This is a genomic window from Streptomyces sp. NPDC008092 (assembly GCF_042957285.1).
Lineage (GTDB): Bacteria > Actinomycetota > Actinomycetes > Streptomycetales > Streptomycetaceae > Streptomyces.
Window position 1 is genome coordinate 138,712 of the sequence record NZ_JBIBHY010000020.1, and the last position, 15,074, is coordinate 153,785.

Below are 15,074 nucleotides of genomic sequence, written 5' to 3' on the forward strand. Positions count from 1 at the left end.
ACAAGGAGTTACGGATCCCATGGACGCTGTGACCCAGGTCCCCACCCCCGTCAACGAGCCGGTGCACGGCTACGCCCCCGGCTCTGCCGAGCGCACCCGCCTGGAGGCGAAGCTCAAGGAGCTGGCCGAGAACCCGATCGAGCTGTCGATGACCATCGGCGGCGAGAAGCGGCTCGGCGGCGGCGAGCCCTTCCAGGTCGTGCAGCCGCACAACCACAAGGCCGTCATCGGCACCGGCCGGCACGCCACCCAGCAGGACGCCCGGGACGCCGTCGACGCGGCCCTCGCCGCCGCGCCCGCCTGGCGCGCGATGTCCTTCGACGACCGCGCCGCGATCATCCTGCGCGCCGCCGAACTGCTCGCCGGCCCCTGGCGCGAGACGATCGCCGCCTCCACCATGCTCGGCCAGTCCAAGACCGCCCAGCAGGCCGAGATCGACAGCCCCTGCGAGCTGGTCGACTTCTGGCGGTTCAACGTCCACTACGCCCGCCAGATCCTGGCCGAGCAGCCCCCGGCCAACTCCCCGGGCGTCTGGAACCGCCTCGACCACCGCCCGCTGGAGGGCTTCGTCTACGCGATCACGCCGTTCAACTTCAGCGCAATCGCGGGCAACCTGCCGACCGCGCCGGCCCTCATGGGCAACGTGGTCGTGTGGAAGCCGTCGCCGACCCAGACCCACGCCGCCGTGCTGCTCATGCGGCTGCTGGAGGAGGCGGGTCTGCCCAAGGGCGTCATCAACCTCGTCACCGGCGACGGCATCGAGGTCTCCAAGGTCGCCCTCGAACACCGCGACCTGGCCGGCATCCACTTCACCGGCTCCACCAAGACCTTCCAGTACCTGTGGAAGACGGTCGGCAACAACATCGAGAAGTACCGCTCGTATCCGCGTCTGGTCGGCGAGACCGGCGGCAAGGACTTCCTGGTCGCCCACCCGAGCGCCGACCGGGCCGTCCTCAAGACGGCGCTCACCCGCGGTGCCTTCGAGTACCAGGGCCAGAAGTGCTCGGCGACCTCCCGCGCCTACATCCCCGCGTCCATCTGGAACGACGGCTTCCGCGAGGAGTTCGCCGCCGAGGTCGACTACCTGACCATGGGTGACGTCACCGACCTGTCGAACTTCGTCGGCGCCCTGATCGACGACCGCGCGTTCGCCAAGAACAAGGCCGCGATCGACCGCGCGAAGACCGACCCGTCCTGCGAGATCGTCGCGGGCGGCTCCTACGACGACTCGGTCGGCTACTTCGTCCGCCCGACGGTCGTCGTGTGCAGCGACCCGGAGAACGAGGTCTTCCGCACCGAGTACTTCGGCCCGTTCCTCGCCGTGCACGTCTACGAGGACGACGAGTACGACGAGATGCTGACCCAGATGGAGTCGGTGTCCGACTACGCGCTCACCGGCTCGGTCGTCTCCAACGACCGTGCGGCGGCCGCGTACACGATGGAGAAGCTGCGCTACGCGGCCGGCAACTTCTACATCAACGACAAGTCGACCGGTGCCGTCGTCGGCCAGCAGCCCTTCGGCGGCGGCCGCTCCTCCGGCACCAACGACAAGGCCGGCGCCCCGCAGAACCTGCTGCGCTGGACGCTGACCCGCGCGATCAAGGAGACGCTGGTCGCGCCGACCGACTACGCGTACCCGCACATGGGCTGACCCTCAGCCCCCCGAGCACGGGCCGGGAAGCCTGACCCACGAGCAGGCTTCCCGGCCCGTTCCCATGAGGCTCAGCCCGCCGGTGCCACCGCGTCCCGGAACCTGGCCTCCGCCTCGGTGTCCGGCGCCGCCGACAGGATCACGATCTTCAGCTCGGAGTCGCCGTCGGTCAGGACGTCGCAGTCCACCGGCACCGGCCCCACCCTCGGATGCTCGACCGTCTTGCGGTCCTCGCGGTGGCCCGCCACCGTGCCGCTCGCCCACATCCGGGCGAACCGCTCGTTCCCCTCGGACAGTTCCCTGATCAGCTCCGCCAGCCGGGCGTCCCGCGGAAAGCGGCCGGTCGCGCGGCGCAGGTCGGAGACGAGGGCGAGGTCCGAGCCGTCGACGTCGTCGACGTGCACCGGCCACCACGTGACCCGGGCGTCCGCGGTGCCGACCGGGAACCGCTCGCGGGCGAAGTTGCGCAGCTCCGGCGGGGTGGCCGACGGATCACCGAGGAGCGCGGCCCAGCGGGCGTTCCAGCACAGCAGCTGCCAGTGCGCGGTGAAGACGGCGACCGCGACGTCCCCGAGCCGGCCGAGCACGCGGCATACACCCGGCGGGAGGTCGTCGGGGATCGGACCGCCGTCCGGCGGGACCAGGCCCGCCATGCGGTAGAGGTGCTCGCGCTCGTCGGCGGTGAGCCGCAGGGCACGGGACAGGGCGGCGACCACCTGCCCGGACGGCGCCGTGGCCCGGCCCTGCTCCAGCCGTACGACGTAGTCCACCGACACCCCGGCCAGCTCGGCGAGTTCCTCGCGGCGCAGCCCCGTCGCACGCCGGGCCCGGCCGGTCTCGGGCACGCCCACGGCGGCCGGCGACAGCCGCTCCCGCCAGGCCCGGATCGTCGGGCCCAGACCGGCTTCCTCTTTCCTGGCCATGGCCCCCATCCTGCCCCAACCCGGTGATCCTGGTACCGCCGTTCCTACGGTCGAGGCGTACCTGGCTGCGGCCCCGCGCCGGGCAGACGATCGACGCATGACCATCACCTTCATCACCGGGGCCAACAAGGGCCTCGGCCGCGAGACCGCCCGCCGCCTCGCCGGACTCGGCCACACCGTGCTCGTCGGTGCCCGCGACCCGGAGCGGGGCGCGGCGGCCGCCGACGCGCTCGGCGCGCGGTTCGTGCGGATCGACGTGACCGACGACGCCTCGGTCGCCGCCGCGGCCGCCGACGTCGCCGCCCACGAGGGCCGGATCGACGTGCTGATCAACAACGCCGGCGTGGCAGGGCCGCACGGCGACCCGGGAGAGCTCACGGCCGCCGACGCCCTCGCCGTCTTCGACGTCAACCTCTTCGGCGTCATCCGCACGACCACCGCGTTCCTGCCCCTGCTGCGCCGGTCGGCGGACCCCGTCGTCGTCAACGTCAGCAGCGGGCTGGGGTCGGGCGCCGTCACCCACGACCCGGCCCGCATCGAGTCCACCGTCGTGGCGCCGCTCTACAACTCCTCCAAGGCGGCGCTCGTCATGCTCAGCACCCAGTACGCCAAGGCCTTCAAGGACATCCGCGTCGACGTCGTCGACCCCGGCTACACCGCGACCGACCTCAACGCCCACAGCGGCCCGCAGACCGTCACCGAGGGCACCGACGCGATCGTCCGCCTCGCCACCGAACCGTCCGGCGCCGGGACGGGCCGCTTCGTCGACCGCCACGGTCCCGTCGCCTGGTAGTCCGGTACGCCCCCGCAGCCCACCGGTTCCGTACGACACTTGGGCCATGTCTCTCCGTGTCGCCCACACCGCCGACCTCGACCCCGCCGACCTGCGCGCCGCCCGGGACCTCCTGCACGAGGCGTTCGGCGGGGACTTCGCCGACAGCGACTGGGAGCACGGGCTGGGCGGCCTGCACGCCCTCGTCCACGACGAGGCCGGGCTCGCCGCCCACGGCTCGGTCGTCATGCGCCGCGCCCGGCACCGGGGCCGCTGGCTGCGCGTCGGCTACGTCGAGGCCGTCGCGGTACGCCCCGACGCCCGCCGCCGGGGCCACGGCGGGCGGGTGATGGCGGCGCTGGAGCGGATCGTCGAGCGGGCCTACGACCTCGGCGCGCTCGGCGCGAGCGACGACGGCGCCCGGCTGTACACGGTCCGGGGCTGGCAGCGCTGGCCCGGCAGGATCTGCGCCCTGTCCCCGGACCGGGGGATCGTGCGGCTCGCGGCGGAGGAGGGGGACGTGTTCGTGTGGCCCGCCCTCGCCGGTGCCCTCGACCCCGCCCACGAGCTGATCTTCGACTGGCGCGACGGAGATGTCATGTAACCCGTTCGCCCCATCCGCCCCGGCCGTCAAAACCCCAGCTCACCGGCGGGTGCCCGGCCTTGCCGTCTCAGATAGTAGGAAGTCCGAGTAATTGTGCAGACAGAAGCGGGCCGCTCGCTTACTTTTGTAGGAGCCGAACGTCTCGCTCGATCAAGCGAATGGCGGTCGTGAGCCGGGCCCCGTGCAGGCAACCCCTGCGGCACCGCTCCCCGCCCCTTCCGGCGTCTCGTATCCCCCCTTGCCGTACTCCACGTATGTCGAAGGAGTCGATTTCCATGGCCGAGACGACCGTCCGCCGCCGAGTCCGCCACGTGTCCCGCACGAGCGACTCGGACCGCAAGAACGCCGCCGCCGCACTCCAGCGTGCCCTCGACCGCCGCGACAACGGCGGCGAGACCGGCCACTGAGCCGTTGACGAGCCGTTGACGCACCGCCGGTAACACGAGTAACAAACCCTCAACGGGAGCCGCACCCGCACGGGGTACGGCGCGGCCGGGACAGCCGCGCCGTACTCCGGGGAACTCCGGGGATCAGCCGCCCCGGCGCACCTCGAAGTGGTCGATCCGCGCACCGCTCTGCGCCAGCGCCGACACCTTCAGCCGCGGGGCCGTACCCGCCTCCGCCTCCACCCTGAGGAAGGAGAAGCCGGTGTACCGCACCCGCGACCACTCCACCGTCTCCGCGACGTTGTGCTGCCCCTTGGCCCAGTGGAAGCTGTCCACCGCGCCGTGCCGGGTGACGTGCCCCTCGTAGCTGTCCTTGACCCCGGACGGGAACCCGTACAGGTTCCGCCCGCCGCCGCCCGCCGTGACGTACACGATCCCGTCCCGCGTCGGGTCGGTCGAGCCGCCGACCGGGACCGCGCGGCCGACCCCGCCGTTCTTCACCGCGTCGGTGCGCTCGTAGACGTGGTTGTGGCCGTTGATCACCAGGTCCACCTGGTACTTGGTGAACAGCGGCAGCCAAGCGGCCCGGATCCCGCCGTCGGAGGCGTGCGAGGAGGTCGAGTACGCGCAGTGGTGGAAGAAGACGACCACGAAGTCGACGCCCTTCGCCGCGCGCAGCTCCTTCAGCTTCCGCTCCAGCCACTTCGTCTGCCGGCCGCCGCTGTAGCCGAGGTTGGCGGGGATCTCGTACGACACGTCGTTCGCGTCCAGCGCCACGAAGCCGACGTTGCCGTAGGTGAACGCGTACACACCCGGTGAGCCGTGCGGGTCGAAGCCGCTGTCCGGGAGGGCGAAGCGGGCGTACTGGCCGCCGTAGCCGTCGGGGGAGTACCAGGCCTCCATGTCGTGGTTGCCGGTCGTCACCATCCACGGGACCGACCGTGCCACCGGGTCGTTCTGCTTCAGGAACCGGTCCCACTCCCGGGCGTCGTAGCCGTCCGAGGTCTTCCCCGCGCCGTTGCCGTCCGCATAGCAGATGTCGCCGGCGTGCAGGTGGAAGGCGGGGTTCTGCTTCAACAGGGCGTTGTCACTGGCCTTTCCGGCCTGGCTGACGCCCTGGTCGCCGAAGGCCGTGAACACGAACCGCTCCGGGCTCGCGGGCGCGGTGCGGAACGGGGTGACGGCGGAGCGGTGGTTCGGCGCGGCCGGGTCCCAGCCGTCGTGGCCGACGCCGTAGTAGTACGTGGTGCCGGGCGTGAGGCCGGTCAGGGCCGCGTGCACGTAGTACTGCTCGACCACCGGGCGCACCCCCCGCACCCCGGGGGTGTGCAGGTGCCGGATCTCGGCGGCGACACGCGTGCCCAGCTGGTCCGGGCGGGTCCCGACCCGCACGAACGGCTTCTTCACGGCGAACGGCACCTGCCAGGAGATCCGCATCTGCGTGCGCGGGTCGGCGCCGAAGGCGAGATGGCGGCCGAACGGCACGACCGCCGCGCCCCGGACCGCCGAGGTGGCCGGTGCCGGACTCGCCGACTTCGCGGCGCACCCGGCGACCAGGCCGCCGCCCGCCACCGCGCCCGCCGTCACCAGGGTGCGGCGGCTCACCAGCCGGGCGCGCAGGTACTCGTACTGCTCGGCCATGCTCATCCGGGCGGCCAGCCGCGGCGGGATGCCGAAGTCGGGGATGTCCATGAGAGGGACGCTGCCCAGCGCAGGCCAACACCAGCCGCACATACGGGTGAACGCAGGTCGACGGAACGACCCGCCGCGTCCGTATGCCGGACAGTGTGTGTCATCCCATGGGACGAGGAGTAGGGTGCCGACATGTCTCGCAGCATCAATCTCGCAGTGATTCCCGGTGACGGCATCGGGCAGGAAGTCGTGGCCGAAGGCCTCAAGGTCCTCTCCGCCGTCCTCCCGCAGGATGTGAAGCTGGAGACCAAGGAGTACGACTTCGGCGCCAAGCGTTACCACGCCACCGGTGAGACCCTCACCGACGCCGACCTCGACGCGCTGAAGCAGCACGACGCCATCCTGCTGGGCGCCATCGGCGACCCGAGCGTCCCTTCCGGAGTCCTGGAGCGCGGCTTCCTGCTGAAGCTCCGCTTCGCCTTCGACCACCACGTCAACCTGCGTCCGTCGAAGCTCCTCCCCGGTGTCGCCACCCCGCTGGCCGGCGAGCCGCAGATCGACTTCGTCGTGGTCCGCGAGGGCACCGAGGGCCCGTACACCGGCAACGGCGGCACCATCCGCAAGGGCACCGAGCACGAGGTCGCCACCGAGGTCTCCGTCAACACGGCTTTCGGTGTCGAGCGCGTCGTCCGGGACGCCTTCGCCCGCGCCCAGGCCCGCCCGCGCAAGAAGCTCACGCTGGTCCACAAGAACAACGTGCTGACCTTCGCCGGGCACCTGTGGACGAACATCTTCAACAAGGTCGCCGCGGACTTCCCCGAGGTCGCCACGGACTACATCCACGTCGACGCGGCGACGATCTACCTCGTCACCGACCCCGGCCGCTTCGACGTCATCGTCACCGACAACCTCTTCGGCGACATCATCACCGACCTCGCCGCGGCCGTCTCCGGCGGCATCGGCGTCGCGGCGAGCGGGAACATCAACCCCGGCGGCGAGTTCCCGTCCATGTTCGAGCCGGTCCACGGCTCCGCGCCCGACATCGCCGGCCAGGGCAAGGCCGACCCCACCGCCACGGTCCTGTCCGTCGCCCTCCTGCTCCGCCACCTCGGCTACGAGACCGAGGCCGCCCGCATCGACGAGGCCGTCACCGCCGACCTCACCGAGCGCCAGGGCAGGCCCGCCCGCTCCACCTCGGAGATCGGCGACGCGCTCGCCGTACGAGTAGCCGGCTGACCCGCCGCGCTTCTCCCCTCACGACAGAAGCCGCCGGGTCGCACAAGCGCTCGGCGGCTTCCCCATGCCTGCCGCCGGGTGCCACCATCAACCCCGGGTCCGCATTCACCCCGATTCCTTCCACCCCGGCCCCCGCGAGATAATCGAACGCGGAGCCGCGCCATGAGGGAATGCTCGGACGTCCTAGGACAAGGGTGTGAGCGCGGCCCATCACTACAACCGGTGAAGGACACCTACTCATGACGACGCCCACGATCGAGCTCAAGCCGTCCGCACATCCGCTCGCCGCAGCCGAGCGCGAGGCGATCCTGGCCAGCCCCGGATTCGGCCGCCACTTCACCGACCACATGGTGACGATCAAGTGGACCGAGGGCCGCGGCTGGCACGACGGCCAGCTCGTCCCGTACGCGCCGATCCCCCTCGACCCGGCCACCAACGTCCTGCACTACGCCCAGGAGATCTTCGAGGGCCTGAAGGCCTACCGCCGCCCCGACGGCTCGGTGGCCACCTTCCGCCCCGACCAGAACGCCAAGCGCTTCCAGCGTTCCGCCCGCCGGCTCGCCATGCCCGAGCTGCCGGTGGAGACCTTCATCGAGGCCTGCGACCTGCTGGTCCAGCAGGACAAGGACTGGGTTCCGGCGCACGGCGGCGAGGAATCCCTCTACCTGCGCCCCTTCATGATCGCCACCGAGGTCGGCTTGGGCGTCAAGCCGGCCAACGAGTACCTCTTCCTGGTCATCGCCTCCCCGGCCGGCGCCTACTTCCCCGGCGGGGTCCGGCCGGTCTCCATCTGGGCCTCCGAGGACCGCGTCCGCGCCGTCCCCGGCGGCATGGGCGACGCCAAGACCGGCGGCAACTACGCGGCCTCCCTGCTGGCCCAGGCCGAGGCGGCGGCCCAGGGCTGCGACCAGGTCTGCTACCTCGACGCGGTCGAGCACAAGTGGGTCGAGGAGCTCGGCGGCATGAACCTGTACTTCGTGTACGGCGACAAGATCGTCACCCCGACCCTCACCGGTTCGATCCTCGAAGGCGTCACCCGCGACTCCCTCCTCACCGTCGCCCGCGACCTCGGCTACGAGTCCGAGGAGGCCCGGGTCTCCATCGAGCAGTGGCAGCGCGACTCCGAGAACGGCACCCTCACCGAGGTCTTCGCCTGCGGCACCGCCGCCGTGATCACCCCCGTCGGCACGGTCAAGCGCGCGAACGCCGAGTGGCAGCAGTCCGGCGGCGAGCCCGGCGAGGTCACCCTCAGGCTCCGCGAGGCACTCCTCGACATCCAGCGCGGCACGGCCGTGGACAAGCACGGCTGGATGCACCAGCTCGGCTGACCGATCTTCGGTCGCCCGTTCGACGCGTATTGCCTCCCCCGTACGGGTATCTCCTGAGTCCACACGGGGGAGGGAGCACGCGTGAGCGGACGGTCGCCGATGCCACGGCTGCGCTGGCTGATGCGCACGTTACGCACGCCGCGCCGCCCGCAGAGCCTCACCGTGCTCGCCCTGCTCACCGCCGTCGCGGGCCTGCTGCTTTGGCGGGCCTCGACGATGGACAACTACGGGCAGAACCTCGCCCTCAACCTCGGCACCGACATCGTCGGCGTGGTCGTCACCGTGTTCGTCATCGGCCCGCTGATATCCCGGGCCCAGGAGGGCCGGGTCCGCGAGCACACCCGGCTGGACTACGAGTGGTTCGCCGGGCAGGTGCACGGCTCGACCTCCAACGTGAAGGTCCTGGACACCTTCTCCAACCTGTTCGGACCGCAGTTCTCCGAGCGCCTGTTCCGGGGCGTCAGGTCCGCCACCGCGAGCGGCGCCCGGGTGCAGATCCTGCTCCTGGACCCCGACTCCCTCGCCGTCATCCTGCGCGGTCGCGAACTGGGCGAGCAGAGCGCCGACATCCGCCGCGACATCATGCGCAACCTGCGCACCCTGGACGCCTTCGCCCGCCGCCTGGACGCCGGCTCCCGGCAGCTCCTGGAGGTACGGCTGTGCTCCACCTCCCCCGGCGTCACCCTCTACCGCTGGGACGAGCGCTGCCTGGTCTCCTTCCTGACCGTCGGCCGGCTCTCCGGAGAGGGGGTCCAGCTGGAGGTCGCGGTCCGCTCGCCGCTGGGCACCTTCGTGGAGCAGCGCTTCGACGAACTGTGGCAGCAGGGCAAGCCGATGGAACGCTTCACCCGGCTGCCCGTCACCCTCGTCGACGCCACGGACGGGCGACGCGAGTTCGTCTGCCACTTCGTCTTCCTCGACGACCGCCTGTACGTCGCCGCGCCCGACCTCGTCACCTATTTGGCCCGTCACCGGCTCGACCAACTCAGTGCCTACAGCGAGGCGCTGAGCGGGTCCGGCGCGCACGACGTCATCGTCGTTGACGACGAGAGCGAGCTGCACCGGCGGCTCATCCACCACTTCGGGGAGAAGTACGATGCGCGGGCGGCCGCCTTCGTGGAGTTGCGGCCGTCCACGGTCCTGGTCACGGAATGAACAGAGGGCCCCGCCACACATGAGCTCAGCGCACCACCCCCGTTTCCGCGCCTTCACGCCCCGTGACCTGGACGGTCTGCTCCGGCGGGTCTCCCTGACGGACGATCAGCGGCTGGCGCTGCGGGCGGTCTCCTCGGTCCTGCCGTTCCGTACGAACGCGTACGTCGTCGACGAACTGATCGACTGGTCGGCCGTGCCCGAGGATCCCGTCTTCCGGCTGACCTTCCCGCAGTCCGGCATGCTGCCCGCGCCCGACGTCCGCCGGATGGCCGACCTGCTGGCCGGGGCCGCGCCGCGCGCGGAGATCCAGCGCGCCGCGCACGAGATCCGGATGCGGCTCAACCCGCACCCCTCCGGCCAGCTCGACGCCAACGTCCCCGTGCACGAGGGGCAGCGGCTGACCGGCCTGCAGCACAAGTACCCGGAGACGGTGCTGGTCTTCCCGCGCCAGGGCCAGACCTGCCACGCCTACTGCACCTACTGCTTCCGCTGGCCGCAGTTCGTCGGCGAGGCCGACCTGCGCATCGCGACCGACGACATCGCGGCCACCAGCGCCTATCTGCGCGCCCACCCCGAGGTCGCCAGCATCCTGGTCACGGGCGGCGACCCCCTGGTGATGAGCACGGAGGTGCTGCGCCGCTACGTCGAGCCGCTGCTCCGGATCGACACCGTCCGCTCGATCCGCATCGGCACCAAGTCCCTCGCCTTCTGGCCGTACCGCTTCACCACCGACCGCGACGCCGATGACCTGCTGCGCCTCTTCGAGGAGGTGGTGGCGAGCGGCCGGCACCTGGCCCTGATGGCCCACTTCACGCACCCGCAGGAGCTGCGCCCGCCCGTCGTCCGGGAGGCGATGCGGCGGGTCCGCGGCACCGGGGCCGTGATCCGCTGCCAGGGCCCGCTGGTCGCCGGGATCAACGACAGCGCGGACGCCTGGGCCGAGCTGTGGGAGGAGACGACCACGCTGGGCGCGGTGCCGTACTACCAGTTCGTGGAGCGGGACACTGGCCCCCAGGGCTACTTCGGCGTCCCGCTGGCCCGCGGCCACGCCGTCTTCCGCGACGCCTACGCCCGCGTCTCGGGCCTTGCCCGTACGGTCCGCGGTCCTGTCATGTCGGCGATGCCGGGCAAGGTCTGCGTGGACGGCGTCGCCGAGGTGGCCGGGGAGCGGGTCTTCGTCCTGCACCTGATCCAGGCCCGCGATCCGGACCTGGTCGACCGGCCGTTCTTCGCCGCGTACGACGAGGGGGCGACGTGGTGGACCGACCTGAAGCCGGCGTTCGGGGCGAGCCGGTTCCTGCCGGGGCTTGAGCCGGGGTGACGGTCCTTCTGGGGGCTGCGCCCCCAGACCCCCCTCCGGCCTGAACGGCCTCGTCCTCAAACGCCGGACGGGCTGGAGAGTGGTGCGGTCCGGTCCTCGTCCTCGGAGGTCGGGCGGGACGGGGCGGCCGGGCCTGCGGGCAGCAGCAGATACGCCGCGCCGCCCACCAGCCCCGACAGCAGGAAGCTGCAGTCCACCCCGCCCGTGAGCGACAGCAGCGGCCCCTCGTACGACGGCAGGGACACCGCCAGCAGGCCGACGCCCGCGCCGAGGGCCCAGGACGCCGTGGCCCGGAGGTTCCAGCCCGCCCGGTACCAGTAGATCCCGCCCCGCGAGCGCCGGTTGAAGACCTGCAGGGCGTCCGCGTCGTACACGCCCCGGCAGCGCACGAAGCCGATCAGGGTGATGACCGCCCACGGGGTGCCGATGGCGGTGAGCAGGAGCACGAAGGACGTCATCGCGGACTGCGCGTTCCAGGCGTAGTGGCCGGCGAAGACGCAGGCCGTGGCGACGATGGCGACCGTGTAGGTGGCGCGGGCGCGGGACGCGCGGGGGAGGATCGCGTCCAGGTCGAGGCCCATGGAGTAGAGCATGAGGCCCGCGTTGCCGACCGAGCCGGCCGAGGCGGAGAGCAGGAGGGGGACCAGGTACCAGGTGGGGGAGGCCGACACCAGCGGGCCCGCGTAGTCCGCCGCCGCCCGTGCCGCGTACGCGGTGAACGTGCCGAACAGCTGCGGGACCAGCAGGCCCAGGACCAGGCCCAGCCAGGTCGCGTGCAGGACCCGGCGGGAGGTGTGGCGGGCCGGGGAGATGTAGCGGGTGTAGTCGCCGAGCAGGGTGATGAAGGCGACCGGCCCGGACAGGCCCGCGGCCACCGCCGCCAGGCACCACGTCGGCCAGAAGCCGCCCAGCAGGTAGCCGCCCGCCTCCGGCAGCGCCGAGGTGGTGAAGTGCGGGGCGTAGGCGAAGATCCCGAGGACCAGCAGGCCCGTCATGACGACGGCGAGGACCTTGGACATGGCGAGCAGCACCCGGTAGCCGTAGACCGCGCCCGCCACCGTCGCCGCCGCGAGGACCATGTAGACCACGGCGTACGTCACCCCGTCCGCGGGCATCCCGAACAGCCGGCCCAGCACGCTCACCATCACGTCGCCGCCGATCCACACGGTCAGCGCGGTGTAGCCGAGGGCCAGCAGCAGGCCCACCACCGAGCCGACCAGCCGTCCGCGCACCCCGAACTGGGCGCCGGAGGAGGTGGAGAGGTTGGTGGCGGTGCGCAGCGAGACCAGGGCCAGCGGGGCCGTGAACACCGTGCCGACCAGCGTGCCCGCCACGATCGCGCTCACCGACGCCCACCAGCCGAGCCCGAAGGACGGCGGCAGCCAGCCGAAGATGATCACGCCGAGGCAGAGGTTGGAACCGAGCAGGATCGAGACCAGGTCCTTCGGCCCGCTGGTGCGTTCCCCGTCCGGGATCGTGTCGACTCCGCGCTGTTCAATCGGCATGGCTGGTCTCCTTCGACGGCCGCCTGAGAGTTAGAGCGACGTTCAATGTGGGTGACCCGGCGGTTGATGTCAATGGTTCCCTTCTCGTAATCCGGCATTTAGAGTGTTGTTCTAAGTCGAGCTGGGCAAGACGAAGCGAAGGAGGTGCCGGGCGTGCGCCTGACCCCCACGGAACGTGACCGGCTGCTGCTCTTCGGAGCCGCGGAACTGGCCCGCGCCCGCCGCGCGCGGGGCCTCAGGCTCAACGTGCCGGAGGCCACCGCGCTGATCGCGGACACCGTCTGCGAGGCCGCCCGGGACGGCCGGCGGCTCGCCGAGGCGATCGAGGCGGCCCGCTCCGTCCTCGGCCCGGCCGACGTGCTGCCCGGCGTCGCCGACGTCGTCACCGAGGTGCACGTCGAGGCCGTCTTCGACGACGGGTCGCGGCTCGCCGTCGTCACCGACCCGATCGGCGGCGGCGGACTCGGCGAGGACGCGCCCGGCGCGCTGCTGCCGGGGCCCGAGCACGCCGACCCGGAGGCGGTCGTACGGCTGACCGTCACCAACACCGCGACCGTGCCCGTCTCCGTCACCTCGCACTTCCACTTCTTCGAGGCCAACCCCCGCCTCGACTTCGACCGCGCCGCGGCCTACGGCCTGCGGCTCGCCGTGCCCGCCGGGTCGTCCGTGCGGTTCGGGCCGGGGGAGACGCACGAGGTCGGTCTCGTCCCGATCGGCGGCGGCCGGGTCGCCATCGGCTTCGCCGGGCTCGTCGACGGGCCGCTGGACGCGCCCGGCGCCCGCGAGGAGGCGCTGCGCCGCGCCGCCGCCTGCGGATACCTGGGCATTCGAGAGCAGGAGACCGAGCGATGAGCCGTCCCGGAGGCCACCCCGCCGAGGCCCGCCGCCTCACCCCGCACGAGTACGCGGCCACCCACGGCCCCCGCGCCGGCGACCGCGTCCGGCTCGGCGACTCGGGACTCGTGATCCGCGTCGAGGAGGACTCGCAGCGCTACGGCGACGAGTTCCTGGCCGGCTTCGGCAAGACCGCCCGTGACGGACTGCACCTCAAGGCCGCCGCCGTCCGCGAGACCTGTGACGTCGTGATCAGCAACGTCGTCGTGATCGACGCCGTGCTCGGGATCCGGAAGGTGTCCATCGGCATCAGGGAGGGGCGGATCTGCTCGATCGGGCGGGCCGGGAACCCCGACACCCTGGACGGGGTCGACGTCGTGGTCGGCACCGGCACCTCGATCGTCTCCGGCGAGGGGCTCATCGCCACCGCCGGGGCCGTCGACACGCACGTCCACCTGCTGTCGCCGCGCATCATGGAGGCCTCGCTGGCCTCCGGTGTCACGACGATCATCGGGCAGGAGTTCGGGCCGGTGTGGGGCGTCGGCGTCAACTCGCCGTGGGCCCTGAAGCACGCGTTCAGCGCCTTCGACGCCTGGCCGGTCAACATCGGCTTCCTCGGGCGGGGTTCGTCCTCGCACGCGGCTCCGCTGGTCGAGGCGCTGGCCGAGGGGGGCGCCTCCGGCTTCAAGGTGCACGAGGACATGGGCGCCCACACCCGCGCCCTGGACACCGCCCTGCGGGTCGCCGAGGAGTACGACGTCCAGGTCGCCCTGCACAGCGACGGGCTGAACGAGTGCCTGTCGGTCGAGGACACCCTCCGCGTCCTCGAAGGCCGCACCATCCACGCCTTCCACATCGAGGGCTGCGGCGGCGGCCACGTGCCCAACGTCCTGAAGATGGCCGGAGTCCCCAACGTCATCGGCTCCTCCACCAACCCCACCCTGCCCTTCGGCCGGGACGCGGTCGCCGAGCACTACGGGATGATCGTCTCCGTCCACGACCTCAAGACCGACCTGCCCGGCGACGCCGCCATGGCCCGCGACCGGATCCGTGCCGGGACCATGGGCGCCGAGGACGTGCTGCACGACCTGGGCGCGATCGGCATCACCTCGTCCGACGCGCAGGGCATGGGCCGGGCCGGGGAGACCGTCCGCCGTACCTTCGCCATGGCCGGCAAGATGAAGGCCGAGCTCGGCGCCCCGGACGACGGCCACGACAACGAGCGCGTCCTGCGCTACATGGCCAAGCTGACCATCAACCCCGCCATCGCCCACGGCCTCGCCCACGAGGTCGGCTCGATCGAGGTCGGCAAGCTCGCCGACATCGTGCTGTGGAGCCCGGAGTACTTCGGCGCCAAGCCGCAGCTCGTCCTCAAGTCCGGGTTCCCCGCGTACGGCGTGACCGGCGACCCGAACGCGGCCACCGACACCTGCGAACCCCTCGTCCTCGGCCCCCAGTTCGGGGCGCACGGCGCAACCCCCGCCGACATCTCCGTCGCGTTCGTCGCGCAGGCCGCCCTCGACCAGGGCCACGACACCATGCCCACCCGGCGCCGCCGGGTCGCCGTCCGCGGCACCCGCGGCATCGGCCCGGCCGACCTGCGGCGCAACTCCCGCACCGGAGCGGTCGACGTGGACCAGCGCACCGGCCTGGTGACCCTCGACGGCGAACCGCTGCGCTCGGAACCCGCCGACTCCGTCTCCCTCAACCGCCTGTACTTCCTCTGA

13 protein-coding genes are annotated in these 15,074 nt (G+C 71.9%); 10 read left to right on the forward strand and 3 right to left on the reverse strand.

Translation table 11 applies throughout. From position 1 onward, the window contains the following. Positions 1-19: 19 nt before the first annotated feature. A complete protein-coding gene (gene pruA, locus ACFZB3_RS44335) occupies positions 20-1,651 on the forward strand; it encodes an L-glutamate gamma-semialdehyde dehydrogenase (RefSeq protein ID WP_391388182.1) in 1,632 nt (543 codons plus the stop codon). Positions 1,652-1,722: 71 nt separating this feature from the next. Here the strand turns inward: pruA and ACFZB3_RS44340 are convergent, their stop codons facing one another. Further along, complete coding sequence (locus ACFZB3_RS44340; protein ID WP_391388185.1) at positions 1,723-2,583, reverse strand: helix-turn-helix domain-containing protein; 861 nt, start codon at positions 2,581-2,583, stop codon at positions 1,723-1,725. An 88-nt stretch (positions 2,584-2,671) separates the two neighbouring features. Here ACFZB3_RS44340 and ACFZB3_RS44345 point away from each other — a divergent pair, with 88 nt between their 5' ends. From ACFZB3_RS44345 to ACFZB3_RS44355, 3 genes are all read left to right on the forward strand, one after another. After that, positions 2,672-3,367: an SDR family NAD(P)-dependent oxidoreductase gene (locus ACFZB3_RS44345; protein ID WP_391388188.1), complete on the forward strand. Its 696-nt coding sequence runs from the start codon at positions 2,672-2,674 to the stop codon at positions 3,365-3,367. 46 nt (positions 3,368-3,413) lie between these two features. Then, complete coding sequence (locus ACFZB3_RS44350; protein ID WP_391388192.1) at positions 3,414-3,950, forward strand: GNAT family N-acetyltransferase; 537 nt, start codon at positions 3,414-3,416, stop codon at positions 3,948-3,950. 275 nt (positions 3,951-4,225) lie between these two features. After that, entirely contained in the window at positions 4,226-4,357 is a 132-nt protein-coding gene (locus tag ACFZB3_RS44355; protein ID WP_294004210.1) for a hypothetical protein, read from the forward strand. A gap of 123 nt (positions 4,358-4,480) precedes the next feature. Here ACFZB3_RS44355 and ACFZB3_RS44360 read toward each other — a convergent pair whose 3' ends face one another. Then, a complete protein-coding gene (locus ACFZB3_RS44360; protein ID WP_391388194.1) occupies positions 4,481-6,028 on the reverse strand; it encodes a fibronectin type III domain-containing protein in 1,548 nt (515 codons plus the stop codon). A 132-nt stretch (positions 6,029-6,160) separates the two neighbouring features. Here ACFZB3_RS44360 and ACFZB3_RS44365 point away from each other — a divergent pair, with 132 nt between their 5' ends. The 4 genes from ACFZB3_RS44365 (at position 6,161) to ACFZB3_RS44380 (ending at position 11,008) form a co-directional block, all read left to right on the forward strand. Further along, positions 6,161-7,204, forward strand: a complete 1,044-nt coding sequence (locus ACFZB3_RS44365; protein WP_391388197.1) for a 3-isopropylmalate dehydrogenase — start codon at positions 6,161-6,163, stop codon at positions 7,202-7,204. Between the two features lie 239 nt (positions 7,205-7,443). Further along, on the forward strand, positions 7,444-8,532 hold the full coding sequence (locus ACFZB3_RS44370) for a branched-chain amino acid aminotransferase (RefSeq protein WP_391388200.1): 1,089 nt from the start codon (positions 7,444-7,446) through the stop codon (positions 8,530-8,532). Positions 8,533-8,613: 81 nt separating this feature from the next. Next, positions 8,614-9,687, forward strand: coding sequence for a hypothetical protein (locus ACFZB3_RS44375; protein WP_391388203.1), 1,074 nt, complete (start codon positions 8,614-8,616; stop codon positions 9,685-9,687). A 19-nt stretch (positions 9,688-9,706) separates the two neighbouring features. After that, positions 9,707-11,008: a KamA family radical SAM protein gene (locus ACFZB3_RS44380; RefSeq protein WP_391388205.1), complete on the forward strand. Its 1,302-nt coding sequence runs from the start codon at positions 9,707-9,709 to the stop codon at positions 11,006-11,008. A gap of 56 nt (positions 11,009-11,064) precedes the next feature. Here the strand turns inward: ACFZB3_RS44380 and ACFZB3_RS44385 are convergent, their stop codons facing one another. Next, complete coding sequence (locus ACFZB3_RS44385; protein WP_391388207.1) at positions 11,065-12,513, reverse strand: cytosine permease; 1,449 nt, start codon at positions 12,511-12,513, stop codon at positions 11,065-11,067. Between the two features lie 153 nt (positions 12,514-12,666). Here ACFZB3_RS44385 and ureA point away from each other — a divergent pair, with 153 nt between their 5' ends. Continuing rightward, on the forward strand, positions 12,667-13,365 hold the full coding sequence (ureA, locus tag ACFZB3_RS44390; RefSeq protein ID WP_391388210.1) for an urease subunit gamma: 699 nt from the start codon (positions 12,667-12,669) through the stop codon (positions 13,363-13,365). After that, positions 13,362-15,074 carry an urease subunit alpha gene (locus tag ACFZB3_RS44395; protein ID WP_391388212.1) on the forward strand — a complete coding sequence of 571 codons (1,713 nt, stop codon included), beginning with the start codon at positions 13,362-13,364 and terminating at the stop codon, positions 15,072-15,074. Before ureA ends, ACFZB3_RS44395 begins: the two co-directional genes overlap by 4 nt.